The following is a 19665-nucleotide window of genomic DNA, read 5'->3' on the forward strand; positions in this document are numbered from 1 at the left end:
CACGCGTGGGACATGGACGTGAGGAGACGAGGACACACGGAGACGAGGACACACGGAGACGAGGACACACGGAGACGAGGACGTGAGGAGACAAGAACGCAGCGGAAGAGGCGCACCAGCATGACGGGTCTGCTCCCCGAACCACCGGAGCGTACGGGTCAGCCCGAACACCCCGCACATTCCATGCCACTTGACGATCCGCCGCGAGCACTGCGCGACTACGCCTTCATCGCCGACGGCGAGCGTGGCGCCCTGATCGGCCAGAGCGGCGAGATCTGCTGGCTGTGCGCTCCGCGCTGGCACGACGGCGCCGTCTTCTCGACCCTCATCGGCGGCTCCGGTGTCTACGCGGTGACACCGAAGGGCCGGTTCGTGCCCGGCGGGCACTACGAGACGGGCTCGCTCATCTGGCGCAGCCGCTGGATCACCGAGCACGGCATCGTCGAGTGCCGCGAGGCGCTGGCGTTCCCCGGCGAGCCCGGACGGCTGGTGCTGCTGCGCCGCATCCTGGCGAGGGAGGGCCCCGCCCATGTGACGGTCCGTCTGCGTCCTCGCGCCGCATACGGCAGGGAGCCGCTGCGGGAGGTCTCGCGCGACCAGGACGGAGTGTGGCACGGACGCACCGGGCCGCTGCGTCTGCGGTGGTCGGGATGCGAGAACGCCGTGCTGCGCGAACGGCACGCGGACGGCGCCGAGTTGACCGCGGAGCTGGACCTTGGCGCCGGGACCCGCCACGACCTCGTCCTTGAGATCGGCACAGGCGCGCCGCACTCCGCACCGCCCTCTGCCTCCCGCGTGTGGGAGAGCACCGAGGCCGCCTGGGCGCATACTGTCCCGCCGCTGGACCACACCGCAGCTCCCGGCGACGCCAGGCAGGCGTACGCACTGCTGCGCGGAATGACCGGAGGCGGCGGCATGGTCGCGGCGGCCACCACGAGCCTGCCCGAACGCGCCGAGGAGGGACGCGACTACGACTACCGCTATGTGTGGGTCCGCGACCAGTCCATCGCGGGGCAGGCCGTGGCGGCGGCGGGCCCTCACGAACTCCTCGACGACGCGGCCCGGTTCGTCACCGCACGGCTGCACGCGGACGGCCCGCGCATGGCGCCCGCCTACACCGTCGACGGAGACTCTGTGCCCGCTCAGCGGCGGCTCGGCCTGCCCGGCTATCCCGGCGGCTACGACCGGATCGGCAACCGAGCCGGAGGCCAGTTCCAACTCGACGCCTTCGGCGAGGCGTTGCTGCTTCTCGCCGCTGCCGCACGCCACGGACGCCTCGACGCCGACGGCTGGCACGCGGCCGCGATCGCCGCCGGGGCCGTCGCCCGCAGAAGGCATGAACCGGACGCGGGGATATGGGAGTTGGAGCCGCGCGCCTGGACGCACAGCAGGCTCGTCTGCGCGGCGGGACTTCGCCGCATCGCCGCAGTGGCACCGCACGGGCCGTACGCCGGCCGCGCCCGCGAATGGGAGGCTCTCGCCGACGCCGTCACCGCCGACGCCGCCGCCGAGGCGCTGCACCCGGACGGCCACTGGCAGCGTGCGCCGGACGACCCCGCGCCGGACGCGGCGCTGCTGCTGCCGCCGCTGCGCGGCGCCCTGCCGGGCGACGACCCCCGTACGCGGGCGACCCTGCGCACCTATGCGCGGAAGCTGACCGACGGCCACTTCGCCTACCGTTTCCGCCACGACGAGCGGCCCCTGCGGGAAGCCGAAGGAGCCTTCCTGCTCTGCGGGTTCGTCATGGCGCTCGCCGAGCACCAGCAGGGCCACGAGGTGGAGGCGTACCGGTGGTTCGAACGCAATCGCGCGGCCTGCGGGGCGGCGGGCCTGTACTCGGAGGAGTACGACATCGTCCAGCGCCAGCTACGGGGCAACCTCCCGCAGGCGTTCGTACACGCACTGCTGCTGGAGAGCGCGGCGGTTCTGGCCTCCGGAGACGGGCACAGCGGAAGGCGGCGTACGTGAGCGCCCGCGAGGCGGGCGGTGCGGGAACAGGGCGGCGCACTCAGGCGGAGACGGAAGAGGGTGGAGCAGCATGGCTCTCACGGTCGTGATCACCGGAGCGAGCGCGGGCATCGGCCGTGCGACCGCGCGCATGTTCGGGGCACGGGGAGCGGACGTGGCGCTGATCGCCCGCGGCTGGGCAGGACTACAGGCCGCCGCGGACGAGGTCGAGGAGAGCGGCGCCCGTGCGCTGCCGCTGCGTGCGGACGTGGCCGACCACCGTCAGGTGGAGCACGCGGCCGAGGCGGCGGAGGAGGCGCTGGGGCCGATCGACGTATGGGTCAACTCGGCCTTCACCTCCGTCTTCGCGCCGTTCACCGAGATCGAGCCCGACGAGTACGCCCGCGTCACGGATGTGACGTATCTGGGCTTCGTGAACGGTACGAGAGCGGCGCTGAAGCGGATGGTGCCGAGGGACCACGGGACCGTGGTGCAGGTCGGCTCGGCGCTCGGGGACCGGTCCGTGCCGTTGCAGTCGGCCTACTGCGGGGCGAAGCACGCCGTCAACGGGTTCACGTCGAGCATCCGTACGGAGCTGCGGCACCGGCGCAGCCGTGTCCACATCACCGTCGTGCAGATGCCCGCGGTCAACACCCCGCAGTTCTCCTGGGTCCGCTCCCGGCTGCCGGATCATCCCCAGCCGGTGCCGCCGGTCTACCAGCCGGAGGTCGCCGCCCGTGCCGTGCTGCACGCCGCGGACCGGCCACGGCGCAAGCAGTACTACGTGGGGGCCTCGACGCTGGCGACGGTCCTCGCGAACAAGGCGGCACCCGCCCTGCTGGACCGCTATCTGGCACGTACCGGCTTCGACTCGCAGCAGGAGCGGGGGCTGCGGCAGGAGACACGCGAGGGAAACCTCTGGCACCCGGCCGACGCCGCCCCCGGCACCGATCACGGGGCGCACGGCGTCTTCGACGACAGGGCACATGCGCGCTCCCCGCAGGCGGCGCTCGCCCGGCGCCCGGCGCTGGTGTCGGGGGCGCTCGCGGGGGCCGCGGCCGGGGCGGCGGGCCTGGTGGCGTGGCGGAGGCGAGGGCGGCGGCCCGGGACGGCAGCGCCGTGGGAACGGGCAGGGTGAGCCGGCAACGTATGCATGCACGAAGTAAGAGCGAGCAAAGGTAGACGTGATCTAAGTAAGATTGCGTCTACCTTTATCGTTCCGGGTGGGTGTCCGGGTGGGTGTGTCCGGACTGTGTCCGCCCCGCCACCTGCCCTGTCCTCGACGTCCCGGAGGGTTCCCATGGAGTTTCACGGCCGCAGCGCGGATCTCGACCTGCTGGCACGGGAGTTCGGGATCGTCGCGGACGCCACCGGACCCACCCGGGGAAGGGCCGTGATCATGACGGGCCGCCGGAGGGTCGGGAAGTCGAGGCTGGCCCAGGAGTTCTGCGACCGTTCCGGTGCGCCCTACGTGGTCTTCCAGGCGACACGGGGGCGCAACCCCGCGGCCGAGTGGGACGACTTCACCGCCGCCCTGGCCCAGTCGGCGCTGCCCGGCGCCGAGCTGGTGTCCGGCCTGCGCGCGGGCGACTGGAACCAGGCGCTGCGCTCCCTGGCGCTGGCCGTCCCCGACGGCACCCCGAGCATCGCGGTGATCGACGAAGTGCCGTGGCTGGTCGAGCAGGACCAGGAGTTCGAGGGCGCCCTCCAGACCGTCTGGGACCGGCACCTCTCCGCGAAACCGGTGCTGCTGCTGCTGGTCGGCAGCGACATGTCGACGATGGAGGCGCTCCAGTCCTACGGCCGTCCCTTCTTCGGCAGGGCGGCGAAGATGACCGTGCAGCCGCTGAACGTGGCCGACGTACGGTCGATGACCGGACTGGACGCCGCCGACGCGGTGGACGCGTCACTGATCACGGGAGGCTTCCCGGAGATCGTCCAGTCCTGGCGGCGGGGAGCGAGCCGTACGGACTTCCTGCGGGAGTCGGTCGCCAACCCCCTCTCGCCGCTGCTCGCCGCGGGCGAACTCACGCTGCTGGGAGAGTTCCCCGAGGCGTCGCGGTCGCGGGCGGTGCTGGAGGCGATCGGCAGCGGCGAGCGGACGTTCGGCGCCATCGCCGCACAGGCCGGCGGTACCGGCGCGCTCCCGTCGGGAACGCTCTCGCCGCTGCTGAACACGCTCCAGAGCAAGCGGGTCGTGGCCGTCGACCTCCCGCTCTCCGTCAAACCGGACAGCAAGAACAAGCGCTACCGCGTGGCAGACCCGTATCTGCGGTTCTGGCTCGCCTTCCTCCAGCGCAGCATCCCCCTCATCGAACGCGGCCGAGGCGATCTGGCCCTGGAACGCATCGAGCGTTCCTGGACGACGTGGCGCGGCCGGGCGATCGAGCCCTTCATAAGGGAGTCGCTGCTGCGCCTGGCGCCGCGCGCCTGGCCCGGGACGGAGGCCGTGGGCGGCTGGTGGAACCGGCAGAACAACCCCGAGGTGGATCTGGTCGGCGCGGACCGCGAACCCGTCGCCGCACACGTGCACTTCGCGGGTTCGGTGAAGTGGCTGGAGACGCAGGCGTTCGGGCGGCGCGAGTACGAGGCGCTGGTCCGCGACGCGGCCGCCGTTCCCGGCACCACGGAGGACACCCCGCTGGTGGCCGTGTCACGGTGCGGCGTGGAGGACGGCCTGCCGCTCGCGGCGAGCTGGGGTCCGGAGGACCTCGTCCGGGCCTGGCAGCCGAGCTGACGCCTCTCGGCCGTACCCACGCCCGTCGGCAGTACCGACGCCGCACGGTCTCAACTGACGCCCCCTCGGCCCGAGATCCCCGCCCGGCGGATCGAAGTTCGAACGGTCCGGTGACGTGCCGTCCGCCTTCCCCGCCACGGCACGGCCCGCGCCCTAGCGTCGAGCCGACGGGCCGCCCGGCCCTCGTGGCACCGCGGAGGATGGGATGCAGGCCGACGACCACCCGGCGAACGGCGACGGAACCCCGGAGCGGGGCGGCAAGCCCCCGGCGCGAGGCGGCGACCCCGCGCGGGCGCGGGGCGACGAACCCCTGCCCCACGCCGACGAACCCCCGGCCCATGGCGACGAACCCCCGCCCCATGGCGACGAACCCCCGCCGCACGGTGGCGAACTGCCGCCGCGCAGCGGCGGACCCGCGGGGAACTCCCGCCCGGCGAACGCGTCCCGGCACCGGCCGCCGCCGGGACCCACCCGCCCCGCCTTCTGGCGCAGCCCGCTGCGCGGACCATGGCTGACCTCGGTGTTCGGGCTGGTGCTGCTCGTCGGAATCACCGTGCTGTTCGTGACGGGACTGCTCTCCTACGCCGCCTACAACCCGGGCCTCGGGCCGCCCAACGACAAGACCCCCGACAAGGGCTGGCTCGGCTTCTATCTCTTCCCCTGGCCGACCGACCCGCCGTGGCTCTACCGCCTCAACCAGGGCGTACACGTCACCCTCGGGGTCGTACTGGTTCCGGTGCTGCTGGCGAAGCTGTGGTCGGTCGTGCCGAAGCTGTTCACCTGGCCGCCGGTACGGTCCCTGGGCCACGCCCTGGAACGGCTGTCGCTGCTGCTGCTCGTGGGCGGCGCGCTCTTCGAGTTCGCCACCGGCCTGCTGGACGTGCAGCTCGACTACGTCTTCCCCGGCTCCTTCTACACCCTGCACTTCTACGGAGCGTGGGTCTTCATCGGCGCCTTCGTCGTCCACATCGCCTTCCGCATCCCCGTCATGGTGCGTGCGCTGCGCAGCCGGGACCTCCGTGCCGAGCTGCGCACGCCCGCACGCCGCACCGAACCGGAGTCCCAAGTGGCCGACCCGACCGGTCTGGTGGCCCCCGAACCCGCGCCCGCGACGATGTCGAGACGCGGCGCCCTGGGCATGGTGGGCGCGGGCTCGCTCGTGCTGTTCGCGGTGACCGCGGGTCAGAGCGTCGGCGGCTCGCTTCGGGAGACGGCGGTGCTGGCCCCGCGGCACACCGACCCGGCGCCCGGCCCCAACGGCTTCCAGATCAACAAGACCGCACGGGCCCGCGGCATCCGCGCCTCAGACATCGGCGACCGCTGGCGGCTGACGGTACGCGCCGGGGGACAGGAGAAGGTACTCACCCGGCAGCAGCTTCTGGACCTGCCGCAGCACACCGCCGCGCTGCCCATCGCCTGCGTGGAGGGCTGGTCCACGGAGGACCAGCAGTGGAGCGGCGTACGGCTGAGGACGCTGGCCGCCCTGGTGGGCCTGAGCGAGGACGAAGCACCGGACGTCTTCGTCGAATCGGCGCAACGCGGCGGCTCGTTCGGTTCGGCGGGCCTGCGCGACAACCAGGTGCGCGACCCGCGCTCGCTGCTCGCCCTGCGCGTCAACGGCGCGGATCTCTCACCCGACCACGGATATCCAGCGCGGGTCATCGTCCCGGCCAATCCCGGCGTCAACAACACCAAGTGGGTCACCCGTCTCACCTTCGGAGCACGGTCATGAGGCGGGACGAGCAGGAAGCCGGTCCCGGACTGCGGCTGCGGGCGCGCTACGGGGCCTCGCCGCTCCATCTGCTGCTGGTGCTCTGCTCGTTCGCGCTCGCCGCCTACGCCGGTATCCGGCTGCTGGACGGGCATCCGCTGGGCGTCGTGCTGTGGTTCGTGGGCGCGGCCGTGCTGCACGACCTCGTACTGGTGCCGCTCTACTCCCTCGCCGACCGCGCCCTGCGCGCAGCTCCCGTACGTACTTCGAGAGCCCGTACACGCGACGCGGCGGCATGGCGGGAGCAGGTCAACTACGTGCGGGTGCCCGCCTTCGTCTCGCTGGTGCTGCTGCTCGTCTGGTATCCGCTCATCCTCGACAGGGTCGGCCACTACGCCTCGTACACCGGTCTGGAACCTGGTGTCTTTCTGGGGCGCTGGCTGCTGGTCACCGCGGCGCTGTTCGCCGTCTCGGCGCTGTGTCTGGTGGCCCGTGCGGTACGGGGCGGCGCGCGGCGGCGTGAGGGCGGCTGAAGGCCGTGCCGCAACTGCTGGGCGGTTGGTGAGAGGCGGGCGGTCACGGGCCGATGCGCGCGCAGACCGATGAGTTTCCCGGCGGGTCCGGGTCGGCATCAAGACGCACCTGACACCACACCTACCGGGGCATGCTGGGCCGGTTTGCCGGCGCTGCTTCACCGGCGCCCGCCGGGCGAGTGTGCCTCGTCGACCCAAGGATGTGACATGTTCGCCGCTGAACCGGATGCCGTGCTGGGGCCGTTCTCCTCTCCGGGAGCGCAAGCGACGCCGTGGGCATCGGCGTTGGCGGTCCTCGGTGAGGCGGAGGTGTTCTGGCTCTCCACGGTGCGGCCTGACGGGCGACCGCACGTGACGCCGTTGCTGGGGGTCTGGAGTCTGGGCGGCATGTGCTTCACCACGGGTGGCCAGGAGCGAAAGGCGCGGAATCTGGAGCGCAATCCCCGCTGTGTGCTGACGACTGGCACCAACGCCTTGACGGGTGTGGACGTCGTCATCGAGGGGGTCGCATCCGAAGTGGACGGGCGCTCCGAGCGTGAACAGGCCGTCGCGGACTTCGAGCGTAAATACGGCACGCATCTGACCAGTCCCGAGGGGGCCTGGTATGGGTTGGGCGACTCGGTCATCGCCGGCGCCACGAGGCTGTACCGAGTCGCGCCGACTGTCGGATTCGCGTTCGGCAAGCTGCCGACGTCCAGCCAGACTCGCTACACGTGGCCGAGCCCATGACGACGACGCTCTCACTCCAGCGCAAGATCCAGAGCGTCCTCGACGAACTCGTCGATACCGGAGCCGAATCCGGCTTGCAGGTTGCCGTCTACCACCACGGTGCTCTTGTCGTCGACGCCGTCGCCGGTGCCGCCGACAGCCGGACCGGGCGGATGGCGACCTCGAAGACCCCGTTCTTCAGCTTCTCCTCCGGCAAGGTCATGACATCGCTGATCGCCCACCTGCTCGTCAGGACGGGCGCCGTCGGATACGACACGCAACTCGTCGACCTGTGGCCGGAGTTCGCGGCCCACGGCAAGGAGGCGACGACGCTACGGCACGTGCTGACACACTCGGCCGGCGTCCCGGCGATGCCTCGTGGAGTCGGCCCTGCCGACCTGACCGACTGGTCGCGGGTCTGCACCGCGATCGCCGGAGCCGAACCGCGGTGGCGGCCCGGGGCCGAGACCGGGTACCACTCGTTCACCTTCGGCTTCCTCGTCGGCGAAGTAGCACGCCGGGCCACGGGCAGACCGATGCGGCAGCTCCTGCACGAGTGGATCACCGCGCCCCTGGGCCTCGACGGTGAGCTGTACTTCGGCGTGCCCCGAACCGACCTTGCCCGGCTGGCACGACTCGAAGACGCCGCACCGCCCCCGGCCGCCCCGCCTGACGGCGATGCCGTTCTCGCGCCCTGGGAGATGCAACCGACCGCGGCGATGGGCAACAGCCACGACATCCTGCAAGCGGACATCCCCTCGGTCGGCACCTTCACCGCGCGGGGAATCGCCGCCATGAACGCCGCGGTCCTCGACGGCCGGCTCATCGACGCGGACCAGCTCGAGGAGTTGACGGCGGTGGCCTTCGACGGCACCGACCAGGTCTTCGGCAACCATGCGCGGCTGGCGCTGGGCTATCCACTCGGCCGCATCGGTACGCGGCCGGACGAGACACCCACCACGTTCGGCTGGGTCGGTGGCGGCGGCAGCTACGTCTATGCCGATACCGCCACCTGCACCTCCTTCGCCATGACCAAGACGCGACTCACCCCGCACTTCGACACCGCACAGCGACTCGCGGACCTGACCGCGGCCGAGATCGCCCCACACGCTTGAGTGCCGACACGGGAGGGGGCAGCCCCCGATGCACCAGGGCTCCCTCCCGGCTCTCACCTCTCGTACGCGTTCACTCCCGTGTGCGCGCCCGGCGCCGTACGACGGCGAACCCGTGGGCGGGGACGGTGACTTGGACACGGGACTCGTTCCCGGTCAGCGCACGGCGGCCGACGAGCCGCGCTCGTACGTCGTACAGCTCGACGGTGACGTCGCCCTGCCCCGGCAGCGACACGGTGGCCGAGTGCGGTGCGCCGTCACCGTTGTGCAGCAGGCCCAGAGATCCGTACGCACCGGACAGCAGCAGACGCGCCACCACGGGCCTTACGAGCACCGCATCCACCCGCAGCGGACGCTCTCCCACGTCCTTCGCCTCGGCCCGCAGCACCCCGCCGGGCCGGAAGGCGCCCGGGAGCGCCACCGGAAGCAGCGCGCCCGGCACGGCGGAGACGCCCTGTTCGCCGCCGGTGCCGTGGTCGACGGACGCCGAGCCCGAACTCGTCGCGCGGCGAGGGGAGTCGAGGGCTCCGTTCCACACGGTCCTGCCCGCGTTACGGTCGTCGACGAGATTCACCACCGGCGAGGCGAGCAGCGGCCCCTCGCCGTCCGGCAGCGTCCACGCCAGGGAGCCGCCCTCGCGCAGCGCGGCATAGGCGCCTCCGCTGTACTCGGACTCGCCCGTGGCGGGCGAGGAGGGCCGCACCACCTGCGCGGCGCCCGCCGACTCGGCCTTCTCCGCCTCCAGTACGCGCAGCCCGTCCCGCCGCATCGCACCCCCGAGATCCACGGCGGCACGTGCGTGGTCGGCAGGCGAGTCCGCCATGCCGCTCCCGGGCGGCGGGCCGTCCGCGAGCGAGTCCAGCGCGAGCATCGACAGCAGCCCGTGAATCGTGGACTCCGCACCGGAGTTGCGGTTGATCACGCCGTCCGGGGAGATCCCGTCGAAGGTGACGCCGGTGTCCGGGTCGTAGACCGCCTCGCCCGCGGCGTTCGCACCGAAATACCAGGCAGCGGTGAGCGCCGCCAGCGGATAGAGGCCGGGCGCGCCGCCGCCGTCCGCCACGGCGAGCAGCGCCCGCAGCCGTGAGTCGACGCCGTAGGCGATCTGGCTGCGGTCGACGGGCGCGGGGCCCCAGCCGTTGTCGCAGCCGCCTGCCGTCAGCAGCTCGGGAGTGAAGCCCGCCGTGTCCGCGAGGGCCGGGCGCAGCAGTGCGGGACGGCCCAGCGCGTCCGCGGCGGCGGCGAGCGCGGTGGGCATCTGCGCACCCCACGCGTGCCATTGGGAGCGCGACGCGGCGCCGGGCAGCAGCGCGCCATGGGGCCACTGCCCGGGACGACCGGACGCCATAGCCGCGACCGCCTCCGCGAAACGGGCCGCCGCGGTGCGGGCACGGTCGCCGCCTCCTGCCCGGATATAGGCGGCGAGCCCCAGCAACGCCTCCGAAGTGGCGTCCGCGCCACGGGTGATGAGCCATCCCGGCACGCGGTGCCCGTCGGCGGTCTCCCACGTCCCGTACCGGGACAGCACATCGCGTTCCAGCGCGGTGAGGCCCAGTTCGAGCCGGTTGCGCAGGAACGCGCCGAAGGCGGGCTCCTCATGACGGAACGACTCGTAGCCCTCGCCGAGCGCCCATACGAGGCGGGCCAGCCAGTACGAAGGGCCGGAGTCGGAGGGGTCGGGCTTCTCCGGCGGGTAGGCGCTGCGGGTGAGGGTGCCGTCGGCCTGCTGCCACAGCACGACGTTGCCGGCGTGCGGGCCGGTGGTGGTCTGCAAGTAGCAGACGCCGCGCAGCAGTTGGCGTGCGGAGCGCCGTGAGCGCGCTGAGCCCGTCAGCCGCCAGTGGCGCAGCTGGACGACGGCGGCGCGCGCCATGTCGTCGGCGTTGTAGGCGCCCTGGGCGTAGTGCCCTGTCTCCGGGTCCAGCTTGCCGCCGCCGATACGCCGGTACGAGCCGTCCGCACGGCGCTCGGCGTACGTCCACAGCGCGCCGAGCGCGGGCTCCTCACGCAGCCGGTAGGTGTCGTGCCCGGGAACGGGACGCGGCTCCACCGTGTCGCCGAGGAATTCGAGGTGGGCGGTGTTGGCGAGCGGGGTGCGGTTCGTAGGGCCGTACGGCGGGCCGTCCGCTGCCGCTGCCCGCGTGGCCGGTGCGCCGAGCAGGGACCAGACCGGTGGTACGGCGCCGAGGGCGAGCAGTCCTCTGCGGGAGAGGCCGGGGGCGCCGGGCCCGTACGGCGACCTGGACCCTTCGGGCGTGGGCTGATTCATGGCTGCGGCAAGTCCTCGTCTGTGGGCGCCGGTTGGGAAGGCTCGCACCCTGCCCCGTTTAAATCGGTTTAGACAAGGGCTTGGACGGACGGGTCTCCTTATGGCCGAGATCGACGAGCCGGTAGTCGGTGAGGCGGAGGAGGAGTTTGCCCGCGCGGACCCAGCCGATGGCGGGGTTGTCGAAGGTGACGGAGACGGCGTCGACGGGGACGGGGCGCGGGGAGCCCGGGCGGTACAACGCGCCGCAGACGCCTGCCTGTTCGACTGCGCGCACTCGTACGGCGGTGAACCCGGCCCGCAGCCGCGGGCATTCGCGTACGGCGATGTGCGCGCACGGCAGGCAGACGGGCGGGTGTTCGGTGACGATGCCGCCGGGTCCCGGGCCGGCGGCGGGATCGAGTGCTTCGGCGAGGAGCCAGAGGACGCCGTCGGGGTCGCGGTCGGCGGGGTCGCCGCAGACGTGGCAGAGCAGCAACTCCATGGCGTTGCGCTGCCGAAGCGGGTGGAGGCGGCCGAACTGCGGTACGCCTTTGCCGGGTTGGAAGGGGACGCGGTCCCACAGGACGCCGTGGGCGTCGCGGTCGTAGCGGCGTTCGTGCACGAAGGCGATGCGGCCTTTGCGTTCGACGACCTGGGGACGCGGTGCTTGATCCTCTGCGCTCCAACGCGCGATGAAGGGCACCACGGTCGGGCGGCGAAGTGGCTTGGCGGCTGCGGGATTCGGGGTCGGCGGGTTGGGCATGCGGGGTTCTTCCGTATCCGGCAATCCGGCATCTGTCCCGGCGGCCGGTTCACGGAGCGGGTGGAGTTGTGCGTTCACGGGGAGCCTCCGAGCGGTTCGGAACTTGTGTCCACCACTCAACGCAGTGGCGTATGCGCTCCGGAATGGCGAAGCGCGCACACCCTGTGTTCACACACCATGACGAGTTGATTACTTCTTTACTTTCCGTATTGGTTGTATCGCCTTACGGTGAGCACATGGCGCGCACCCGCAATCGAGCACTGGCCGCCTGGATGAGCGAACACGAAGTCACAGCACAGGGGCTGTCCGACCTGGTCAACGACGCATTACGAGAACTCACCGGACGGGACGGGAAGACCTCCGAGCGCACCGTGTTCCGGTGGCTCTCCGGCGAGAACCAGTGGCCGCAGGCCGCCCAACGTGCGGCGCTACAGTCCGTCACGGGATGCCCCGCGACGGACCTGGGATTCGTCCCGCGGTGCCGCGCTCCAGCATCCCCGGCACAGCAGGAGGACCCTGTGCACCGTCGCTCTTTCATCACGGCGACGACCGGCGCAACAGCCGCTGCCACGCCGCTGGTTGCTGCGCGGCCCTTCGCCGTGGGCACTACGGACGTGATGCGGCTCCGTGCCGGGCTGGACGACCTGACTGTCTTAGACGCGTCCAAGGGAGGGCACGAAGCGCTGGAACGGGCCGCGCTCAAGGGAGCGTCTAGCGCTATGGAGAAACAGCACAAGGCGGCCTCACAGCGCATCCGTAAGCGCTTGTTCAGCGTCGCGGCCGAGTACACGACGGCGGCAGCCTGGTCGGCGGTAGACGCAAGGCAGTTGGAACGCGCGAGGGAACATCTGAACAGGGCCTTGTACATGGCGAGGTTGGCTCGTGACTCGATCGCTGAACTGGACGTGTGGAATGTCTTCGCGATGCTCGCTCGCCAACAACAGCGTCACACCGAGGCAGTTGACTCCGGCCGGGCGGCGCAGGCAACAGCGGTCGCACGCCGGGACCCGCTGTTCGCCTCGCTTGCGCACGCTCGGACGGCCATCGGACACGCCAACTGCGAGGAGCGGCAAGCCGCCTTGCTTTCTCTCGGGCATGCCAAGGAAGCGTTGAACAAGGCCGTGAAAGGCGCCCCACGACCAAGTTGGATTGCCTTTTACGGACGGGCTGAACTGCTGGCGATCAGCGCGATCGTGCACGACCGTCTCGGCGATCCAGTACACGCGGAGGCGGCCTCGCACCAGGCACTGGCCGCCATTCCACGGCAGTTCCGCCGCAACCGTGCCCTCGCGACAGTGCAACTTGCGCTGACACAGGTTCATCAGCGAGATGTGGAGCAAGCGTGCGAAACCGCAGGTGACGTCTTCGCCCTCATGGAAGGCGACTCAATTCCCGGTCGGATGCGATCGCTGCTTGGCGACTTTCAGCGTGACTTGATCGCAACTGCGCCGAAGGCCTCGGCCACACGAGACTGGATCGACCGCTATCGATCCGAATGGAGCCGCAAGCAATGACTGCCAGCGTGTTGGAGCTGCGCCACTTCGCCCGCGAGGATCTGCCGCAGATCCGGCAGACGCTGATCGGCGTACACAACGAGGTCTACGCGGCGGAAATGGACGACGAATTCAACCAGAAGTTCCCCTGGTTCGTTGATCACTGGGGCGGTCGCCCCGGGTTCTCATGTGTCATCGCCTACGACAGCGACGACCGGCCCGCAGGCTTCGCGTACGGCGCACCGGCCGAGTCGGGGCGGGAGTGGTGGCGAGAGCACCTGACGTCGGAGCCGAAGAAGACGCGGACATTCGCCTTCTCCGAGTTGATGGTGCGCGAGAAGTGGCGGAAGACAGGTGCAGCCGAACGACTGCACCGGGAGTTGATGGACGCCCAGGACGCCGATCTCGCTGTTCTGCTGGTCGATGTCACGCATCCGAAAGTGCAGGCCCTGTACGAATCGTGGGGCTACCGCAAGGTGGGCGAACGCCAACCGTTCCCCGATTCCCCGTTGTTCGCCGTGATGCTGGCGAACCTCCCGCTGACATGACCGGCCAAGGGAGAACAGCGAGTGACCACCATCGCCGTGACCGGGCACATGGACCTCTCCCATGCGGCCGGGCCCGCCGTGCGGGCCGAGCTTGAGAAGCGCCTGGCGGGCTACGACCCCGCGCAGTTGACCGGGGTTTCGTGCATCGCCAGGGGTTCGGACTCGCTGTTCGCCGAGGCGGTGCTCGCGGTGGGCGGCCGACTCGTCGTAGTGGTACCGAGTGCGGACTACCGGCAGGCGAAGGTGAAGCCGGATCACGCGCCGACGTTCGACCGGCTTCACGCCGCCGCGCGTGAGGTGCTGGTGATGCCGCACGAGACCGCGAACAGGCAGGCTTACGAGGCCGCCGACGCCGTGCTGTTGGAGCGCGCCGACCGGCTCATGGCGGTCTGGGACGGGCAGCCGCCGTCGGGCAAGGGAGGCGGTACGGCCGACGTGGTGGCCATGGCACGCGCCGCGGGCCTTCCCGTCGACGTGGTGTGGCCGGATGGGGCTGAACGGGGGCGCTGAGTCTTGGCGACGGCCCGCACACCGACGAGTGCCGCGGCGTCAGGGACCTGCTGAACCCGTTCGGCCCCCCGGCTCGCGCCCGGCGGCACGCGGTGTGACGTTGTGAGGCAGTGCTGCCCGCCTGCGGTCGGTTCTCGTGGCGCCTCCGTCATGTCGAAGGACGGGAGGGGAACTGGGAGGCTCGGCAGGCGCTGGCGCGCCTGCGTCGGGTTGCGCGATGTGTCTTTCTGGTGAGCTCCCGAGGGCTACCCGGACTGGAAGGGCAGGTGCCTGGATGGACGTCACTGGAGCCCGGTCGGGGCGGGGCCGTGTTGTGGGTGGTGGTGACCGGGCGGGGACGCCTGCGTGTTCCGGGCGATCGGGGAGGTCGGACAGGTGACAGCGGGTTACGCGTTCTGCCTGTACGTGGCTGGGCAGTCGGAGCGGTCCAGCGCCGCCGAGTCGAATCTGCGTGCCTTGGCCGGGGCGCGGCTGCCGGACGGCTACGAGGTGGAAGTGGTGGATGTGGTGGCGCGGCCCGGGCTGGCAGAGGAGCAGCGGATTCTGGCCACGCCGACTGTGGTCAGGCTGCTGCCGCTGCCGCAGGTGCGGGTGATCGGGGACCTGTCCGATCCGCCGAGGGTCGCGTCCGCGCTGGGCCTGCCGGATGAGCCGAAGGACGCCCGGATGGGGAAGGAGGCCGGCGATGACTGACGGCGACGCGATCGAACGGGTTCCCACTGGGATCAACGGGTTCGACCAGGTGGCGATCGGCGGGCTGCCGGCAGGCAGGCCGACCCTGGTCACCGGCACGACCGGCAGCGGTAAGACGATCTTCGCGGGGGAGTTCCTCGCCCGCGGGATCGCGAGGAACGGTCAGACAGGGGTGTTCGTCACTTTCGAGGAGCCACCGGAGGCGATCCGGCGCAACTTCACCTCGCTGGGCTTTCCGATCGAGCAGTGGGAAGCCGAGGGGAAGTGGGTGTTCGTCGACGCCGCCGAAAGCAAGGACGAGGAAGCCGCCGTCGTCGGAGCCTACGATTTCGGCGCGCTGACGTCCCGCATCGAGCACGCTGTCCGGCGGATCGACGCCTCCCGTGTGGTACTGGACTCGCTGGGGGCTGTGTTCGCCCGGTTCACCGACACCGGGATCGTCCGCCGGGAGAGCTACAGGGTCGCTTCCTCGCTGAACTCGCTAGGGGTCACCTCGATCATCACAGCCGAGCGGAACAGTGAGTACGACGGCGTATCCCGGTACAGAGTCGAGGAGTTCGTCGTCGACAACGTGATCGTCCTGCGCAACGTGCTGTTTCAGGAGCGTCGGCGCCGGACGGTCGAGATCGTCAAGCTCCGGGGTGCCCCGCACCGCACGGGGGAATGGCTGTTCACCATCGACCCGCGCGAAGGGTTCGTCGTCATCCCCCTCGCTTTCCTCGGTATGCCGTCCGCGCCGGCCTCCAGTACCCGCGTGTCCTCCGGCAATTCCGGACTGGATCGGATGTGCGGCGGCGGGTTCTACCGGGACGCTGTCGTGCTGCTGTCGGGGCCCTCCGGGTCCGGCAAGACGCTGACCAGTCTGAAGTTCCTGGAGGCCGGTGTCACAGCAGGGGAGCGCTGCTTGGGATTCACCTTCGACGAGACCCGCGAGCAGATGAGGCGCAACGCCTCCGGCTGGGGAATCGACCTGGAGGCCATGGAGAAACGCGGCCAGCTGGAGGTGGTGTGCGACTACCCGGAAGTGGCCTCCTTGGAGGACTACTTCATCCGGATCAGGCGGGCCGTGATGGATTTCCAGCCCGAGCGCCTGGTCATCGACACCCTGTCCGCACTGGAACGCATCGCTACACCGAGGGCGCTGCTGGACCTGGTGATCGCACTGGGCGCGGTCGTCCGCGAGCACCGCATCACCACGCTGTTCACCTCCGCGCCCGTCAGCCGCTTCACACCAGTGCAGACACCTTCGATCGCGCGCGAACTGGCCAGCCTCACCGACGTCACCATCGCACTGCGGTACTTCCAGGCGGCCGGGATGATCAAGCGCACCGTAGCCGTCGTGCAAAACCGCGGCTCTGCCCACGACGAGGCCGTGCGCCAGGTCACCATCGACTCCGGCGGCATGCATGTCGGCGCCCCGGTAACCACCCTCGATGAAATGGAAGCCGTCGGCTTGGACGCGCCACCGGGGCCGGGCGTCATCGGTGATGACATCTGAGCGGCGCACCTCCTCATGACGAGAGACGACCCCGGAGCCGGGGCCAGGGGGCTGGGAGGCGACCTCATCGACCTGGTCATCTCCGCGTCCGCTGACGGCGTCATCGCCGTGGACGGTCAGGGGATCGTCCGACTGTGCAACCCAGCCGCCATGGAGCTCTTCGGCCGCCCCGCCCATGATCTGCTGGACGCCCCGTTCGGCTTCCCGATCGTGGCCGGCCAGTCGACAGACGTGGAGCTGACGCAGCCCGGAGGCGGCGTAAGAGTTGTCGAGATGCGCGTCAGCGCGACCACCGCGAACGGTGCTGCGCTGCGTGTCGTATCCCTGCGGGACGTCACGTCCCGATGGCTCGCCTTCCAGCGGCTGCTGCTGCCGACGCTGCCGGACTTGGCGCCCCTCCAGGCGGCCGTCGTATACCGGCCCGCCGCCGAGCAGTTGGGCGGTGACTGGTACGACGCCCTGCCGCTGCCCGGCGGCGCCGTCGGTGCCGTCATCGGCGACGTCGCCGGGCACAGCCTGCAAGCCGCCGCCGCGATGGCCCAGATCCGCAACATGCTGCGCGCCTTGCTCTACGAACAGCCCGCCGCACCCGGCTCGGTGCTGGCCACACTCGACCGAACGCTGCACGCGATCAACGAGAGCCCCGTCACCACCGCATGCGTGGCCTGCATCGAGCCGGGCAGCGACGGCTGGCGCCTGCGGTGGAGCAGCGCAGGCCATCTCCCGCCTCTGCTGCTCACCCCCGTCGGCGCGGCCGAGTTCCTGCATACCGAGCCCGGCCTGCCGCTTGGCGTCGAGCCAGGCCGGCCCCGCTTCGCCAGCACCCGTTCCCTGCCCGAAGGCGCCACCGTGGTCTTCTTCACCGACGGGCTCATCGAACGGCCCGGCGAGTCCCTCGACGTGGGCCTGGCCTCCCTCGCCGCGATCGCCGAACGCAGCACCCACCTGCCGCTGGACGAACTGTGCCGGACCCTCGCCGACCAGCACCCCGGCAACGGCCACGACGACATCGCCCTCCTCGCCCTGCGCATGCCCGATGCGCCCCACCACGATCGCGCCACGGACCGAACTCGTCACCCCGATGGGTCGAGCTTCTGAGAGCCGCGTAGTTCTGGGCACCCAACCGCCCGACGACGCGCCGTCGTTCGCAGCGAGGCTGCCGTTCCGTCCTCGGGGAGACGGCGCCCGGTCCCCGGCCGGAACTTGTCGGGCCGGGGCCCGGGGGTCGGGCTCGATGGCTCTTCCGCGACCGTACGACGGTGTTCGGCGGGGGATCTGGCGCTCGGGAGGGGGCTGTTGGGGCCCAGATGTGAGGAGGGCAGGGCTACTTCATGAGCCAGTCGGTCTTCGCGCTCTTGTCGCCGATCTGCCAGGTGATGGACGGCATGTCACCGGGCTTGAGGGACTTGTCCGTGCCGACCTCGGTGCGCAGTTCGGTGCTCTGGCCAGGGTCGAGGTCGAGGGGGACGTCCGGGCACACCGAGGTTCCGGAGTCGCCGTCGACGACATGGCAGGGCGTCTTGACGAGGTTGCCGTCGCGGTCCTGGTAGACGACGTTGTAGCCCCATTTCACGCCCTCGGGGCCCAACTTGAGGGTGATGTCCTGCTTGTCGATGCGCTTGTCGCCGGTGTTCGTGACGTTGATCCGCGGCGTGGCGTTCCCGCCCGCCGTCGTCGAGATGTTGGGGACCGGCTTGGGGTCGACCTTCGCATCGCCACTCGGCGGAGGCGTCGTCGGGCCCGGGGCGGGATTCCCGTTCGCTCAAGTCCTTGACGCGCCACAGCATCTTCTTGTCCAGGTCGGTGACGTAGATGCTGCCGCGCCCGTCGCGCGCCACTCCGATCGGGTAACCCATTCCTGTGGCTACCGGATGCTTGTCCCCGGAGTCGAGGTCGACCTCCCACAGGTTGTGGCTGGTGTTGCCCGCGACGAATGCCTTCGAGGACCCTGCAAGAGCGATCTCATCCATCTGGCCGAGGTCCTTCGCCGCCGTCAGCGACGAGTGCGTGACCGCGTCCGTCGAGTGCCACGGAGTACGGACGACCGAGCACGTTTTCCCCTTGACGGCTCGATGGCACCCTGCCGAGGGGCAGTTGAGCGGAGCCTTTGCCGACGCGTCAGCCTTGGCGGCGGCGGTCGGCGCTTCCGCTGCGGCAGCGGGGACTGCGGCGGCGATGCCGCCGGAGGCGATGGCGGCCACCGTCATCGCTGCCGTCAGCCACCGGGAACGCCTGTCGCGTACGGGGGAGTTGCGGTCGATCGTGTGCATGTGGTGCTCCTTCAACGTGCGCGGACGAGGCAGGACCTTGTTTCTGCCGGGGCTCGTTCGCGCGCTCACTGAAGGAGTGCACGCCTCCCGCATCACACATCCCCGTCCCGCTTCGGCCACCCTGGCCATCACGGACCTCCCGGGCGCCCCGCGCCGCCCCCGCCTAGCGCCGTACCGCCCCGCTGTCGAGCCCCGCGTACGAAGAGGCGGAAAACAGTGGGTGGTTGAGGATCGAACCAGCCGGGAAGCGTGGCCGGATGCCGCATCGACGGCCGAAAACGTATGCTTCGACCCCGTCAAGCGGTTGAATTCGCATCTGGTGCTCGCCTGTACACACGAATCCGTGGCAGGTACTTGCCATTGTGTGTCCGTCTCTTGTGACTCACGAGTATCAAGGCGTACTTTCTCCGCGCGTAGACGTTTCCGACCCCCACCGGGGACCGTCGCCGAGGAGGCACCGTGACCGCCAACTGCCCTTGTCCGAGGGTGAGATCGAGCAGACGCACAGAGCCGGGCCCGTCCGCCGCCGCGCTCGCGCCGGCCGCCGGGCGCACGTTCACGGAGTCGTGCGCGAGCGTCGCGGCCGTCCCATTCGTCGCCTCCCTCGCCGGGCCCGTCGGCGCCGCTGTCCACAGCGGGTGACGGGGCGCGGGTCCCGGATGTGCGCACCGGAGCGCGTGTTTGCTCAACGACGGCCGACGAGGCCGGAATCTGGTGCACAATCGCGGGACAACCGGAAGCCGCCGCGGCGTCACCGGTGCCGGGCCACGGGCAGGGCCGACCTCCTGCCGCCGGCGTGGTCCGTACAGGCCGCCGAACGGTTCCGGAAATGCCCGCTTCAATGCTGTGATCTGCCGCACAGTCCCTGTGAGGCACATAAGCGGACGGTTACAT

Annotated in this window: 16 protein-coding genes; 13 read left to right on the forward strand and 3 right to left on the reverse strand. The window is 70.7% G+C overall.

Going from position 1 to position 19665, the window contains the following annotated elements:
- The first annotated feature begins 183 nt into the window (after positions 1–183).
- From MMA15_RS22855 to MMA15_RS22885, 7 genes are all read left to right on the forward strand, one after another.
- Complete coding sequence (locus MMA15_RS22855) at positions 184–1968, forward strand: glycoside hydrolase family 15 protein (protein WP_241063382.1); 1785 nt, start codon at positions 184–186, stop codon at positions 1966–1968.
- 70 nt (positions 1969–2038) lie between these two features.
- On the forward strand, positions 2039–3085 hold the full coding sequence (locus MMA15_RS22860) for an SDR family oxidoreductase (RefSeq protein ID WP_241061972.1): 1047 nt from the start codon (positions 2039–2041) through the stop codon (positions 3083–3085).
- 162 nt (positions 3086–3247) lie between these two features.
- Entirely contained in the window at positions 3248–4684 is a 1437-nt protein-coding gene (locus MMA15_RS22865) for an ATP-binding protein (protein WP_241061973.1), read from the forward strand.
- Positions 4685–4889: 205 nt separating this feature from the next.
- Complete coding sequence (locus MMA15_RS22870) at positions 4890–6416, forward strand: molybdopterin-dependent oxidoreductase (protein WP_241061974.1); 1527 nt, start codon at positions 4890–4892, stop codon at positions 6414–6416.
- Positions 6413–6928, forward strand: a complete 516-nt coding sequence (locus tag MMA15_RS22875) for a hypothetical protein (RefSeq protein WP_241061975.1) — start codon at positions 6413–6415, stop codon at positions 6926–6928. Before MMA15_RS22870 ends, MMA15_RS22875 begins: the two co-directional genes overlap by 4 nt.
- 207 nt (positions 6929–7135) lie before the next feature.
- On the forward strand, positions 7136–7657 hold the full coding sequence (locus MMA15_RS22880) for a pyridoxamine 5'-phosphate oxidase family protein (RefSeq protein WP_241061976.1): 522 nt from the start codon (positions 7136–7138) through the stop codon (positions 7655–7657).
- Entirely contained in the window at positions 7642–8751 is a 1110-nt protein-coding gene (locus MMA15_RS22885) for a serine hydrolase domain-containing protein (RefSeq protein WP_241061977.1), read from the forward strand. Before MMA15_RS22880 ends, MMA15_RS22885 begins: the two co-directional genes overlap by 16 nt.
- 70 nt (positions 8752–8821) lie before the next feature.
- On the opposite strand, the gene MMA15_RS22890 is transcribed toward MMA15_RS22885, so the two are convergent.
- Together MMA15_RS22890 and MMA15_RS22895 are read right to left on the reverse strand one after the other, a co-directional pair.
- Positions 8822–11017, reverse strand: coding sequence for a hypothetical protein (locus MMA15_RS22890; protein ID WP_241061978.1), 2196 nt, complete (start codon positions 11015–11017; stop codon positions 8822–8824).
- Positions 11018–11075: 58 nt separating this feature from the next.
- Positions 11076–11759, reverse strand: a complete 684-nt coding sequence (locus MMA15_RS22895; RefSeq protein WP_241061979.1) for a hypothetical protein — start codon at positions 11757–11759, stop codon at positions 11076–11078.
- A 143-nt stretch (positions 11760–11902) separates the two neighbouring features.
- Between MMA15_RS22895 and MMA15_RS22900 the strand changes: the two genes are divergently transcribed.
- The 6 genes from MMA15_RS22900 (at position 11903) to MMA15_RS22925 (ending at position 17599) form a co-directional block, all read left to right on the forward strand.
- Entirely contained in the window at positions 11903–13273 is a 1371-nt protein-coding gene (locus MMA15_RS22900; RefSeq protein WP_241061980.1) for an NsdA family TPR-like regulatory protein, read from the forward strand.
- Positions 13270–13800, forward strand: coding sequence for a GNAT family N-acetyltransferase (locus tag MMA15_RS22905; RefSeq protein WP_241061981.1), 531 nt, complete (start codon positions 13270–13272; stop codon positions 13798–13800). Before MMA15_RS22900 ends, MMA15_RS22905 begins: the two co-directional genes overlap by 4 nt.
- A gap of 21 nt (positions 13801–13821) precedes the next feature.
- Entirely contained in the window at positions 13822–14310 is a 489-nt protein-coding gene (locus MMA15_RS22910; RefSeq protein WP_241061982.1) for a hypothetical protein, read from the forward strand.
- 345 nt (positions 14311–14655) lie between these two features.
- The gene (locus MMA15_RS22915) at positions 14656–15003 is read left to right on the forward strand and encodes a circadian clock KaiB family protein (protein ID WP_241061983.1); all 348 of its coding nucleotides are present in this window, start codon (positions 14656–14658) and stop codon (positions 15001–15003) included.
- Positions 14996–16501 carry a circadian clock protein KaiC gene (gene kaiC, locus MMA15_RS22920; protein ID WP_241061984.1) on the forward strand — a complete coding sequence of 502 codons (1506 nt, stop codon included), beginning with the start codon at positions 14996–14998 and terminating at the stop codon, positions 16499–16501. Before MMA15_RS22915 ends, kaiC begins: the two co-directional genes overlap by 8 nt.
- A gap of 15 nt (positions 16502–16516) precedes the next feature.
- Complete coding sequence (locus MMA15_RS22925) at positions 16517–17599, forward strand: SpoIIE family protein phosphatase (RefSeq protein WP_241061985.1); 1083 nt, start codon at positions 16517–16519, stop codon at positions 17597–17599.
- Positions 17600–17825: 226 nt separating this feature from the next.
- Here the strand turns inward: MMA15_RS22925 and MMA15_RS22930 are convergent, their stop codons facing one another.
- Entirely contained in the window at positions 17826–18074 is a 249-nt protein-coding gene (locus MMA15_RS22930) for a hypothetical protein (protein WP_241061986.1), read from the reverse strand.
- Between the last annotated feature and the right edge of the window lie 1591 nt (positions 18075–19665).

The organism is Streptomyces marispadix (assembly GCF_022524345.1).
Lineage (GTDB): Bacteria > Actinomycetota > Actinomycetes > Streptomycetales > Streptomycetaceae > Streptomyces > Streptomyces marispadix.

Coding starts and splice junctions, on each gene's coding strand:
- MMA15_RS22855 (WP_241063382.1), top strand. CDS start 184: ATGCCACTTGACGATCCGCCGCGAGCACTGCGCGACTACGCCTTCATC.
- MMA15_RS22860 (WP_241061972.1), top strand. CDS start 2,039: ATGGCTCTCACGGTCGTGATCACCGGAGCGAGCGCGGGCATCGGCCGT.
- MMA15_RS22865 (WP_241061973.1), top strand. CDS start 3,248: ATGGAGTTTCACGGCCGCAGCGCGGATCTCGACCTGCTGGCACGGGAG.
- MMA15_RS22870 (WP_241061974.1), top strand. CDS start 4,890: ATGCAGGCCGACGACCACCCGGCGAACGGCGACGGAACCCCGGAGCGG.
- MMA15_RS22875 (WP_241061975.1), top strand. CDS start 6,413: ATGAGGCGGGACGAGCAGGAAGCCGGTCCCGGACTGCGGCTGCGGGCG.
- MMA15_RS22880 (WP_241061976.1), top strand. CDS start 7,136: ATGTTCGCCGCTGAACCGGATGCCGTGCTGGGGCCGTTCTCCTCTCCG.
- MMA15_RS22890 (WP_241061978.1), bottom strand. CDS start 11,017: ATGAATCAGCCCACGCCCGAAGGGTCCAGGTCGCCGTACGGGCCCGGC.
- MMA15_RS22895 (WP_241061979.1), bottom strand. CDS start 11,759: ATGCCCAACCCGCCGACCCCGAATCCCGCAGCCGCCAAGCCACTTCGC.
- MMA15_RS22900 (WP_241061980.1), top strand. CDS start 11,903: ATGGCGAAGCGCGCACACCCTGTGTTCACACACCATGACGAGTTGATT.
- MMA15_RS22905 (WP_241061981.1), top strand. CDS start 13,270: ATGACTGCCAGCGTGTTGGAGCTGCGCCACTTCGCCCGCGAGGATCTG.
- kaiC (WP_241061984.1), top strand. CDS start 14,996: ATGACTGACGGCGACGCGATCGAACGGGTTCCCACTGGGATCAACGGG.
- MMA15_RS22925 (WP_241061985.1), top strand. CDS start 16,517: ATGACGAGAGACGACCCCGGAGCCGGGGCCAGGGGGCTGGGAGGCGAC.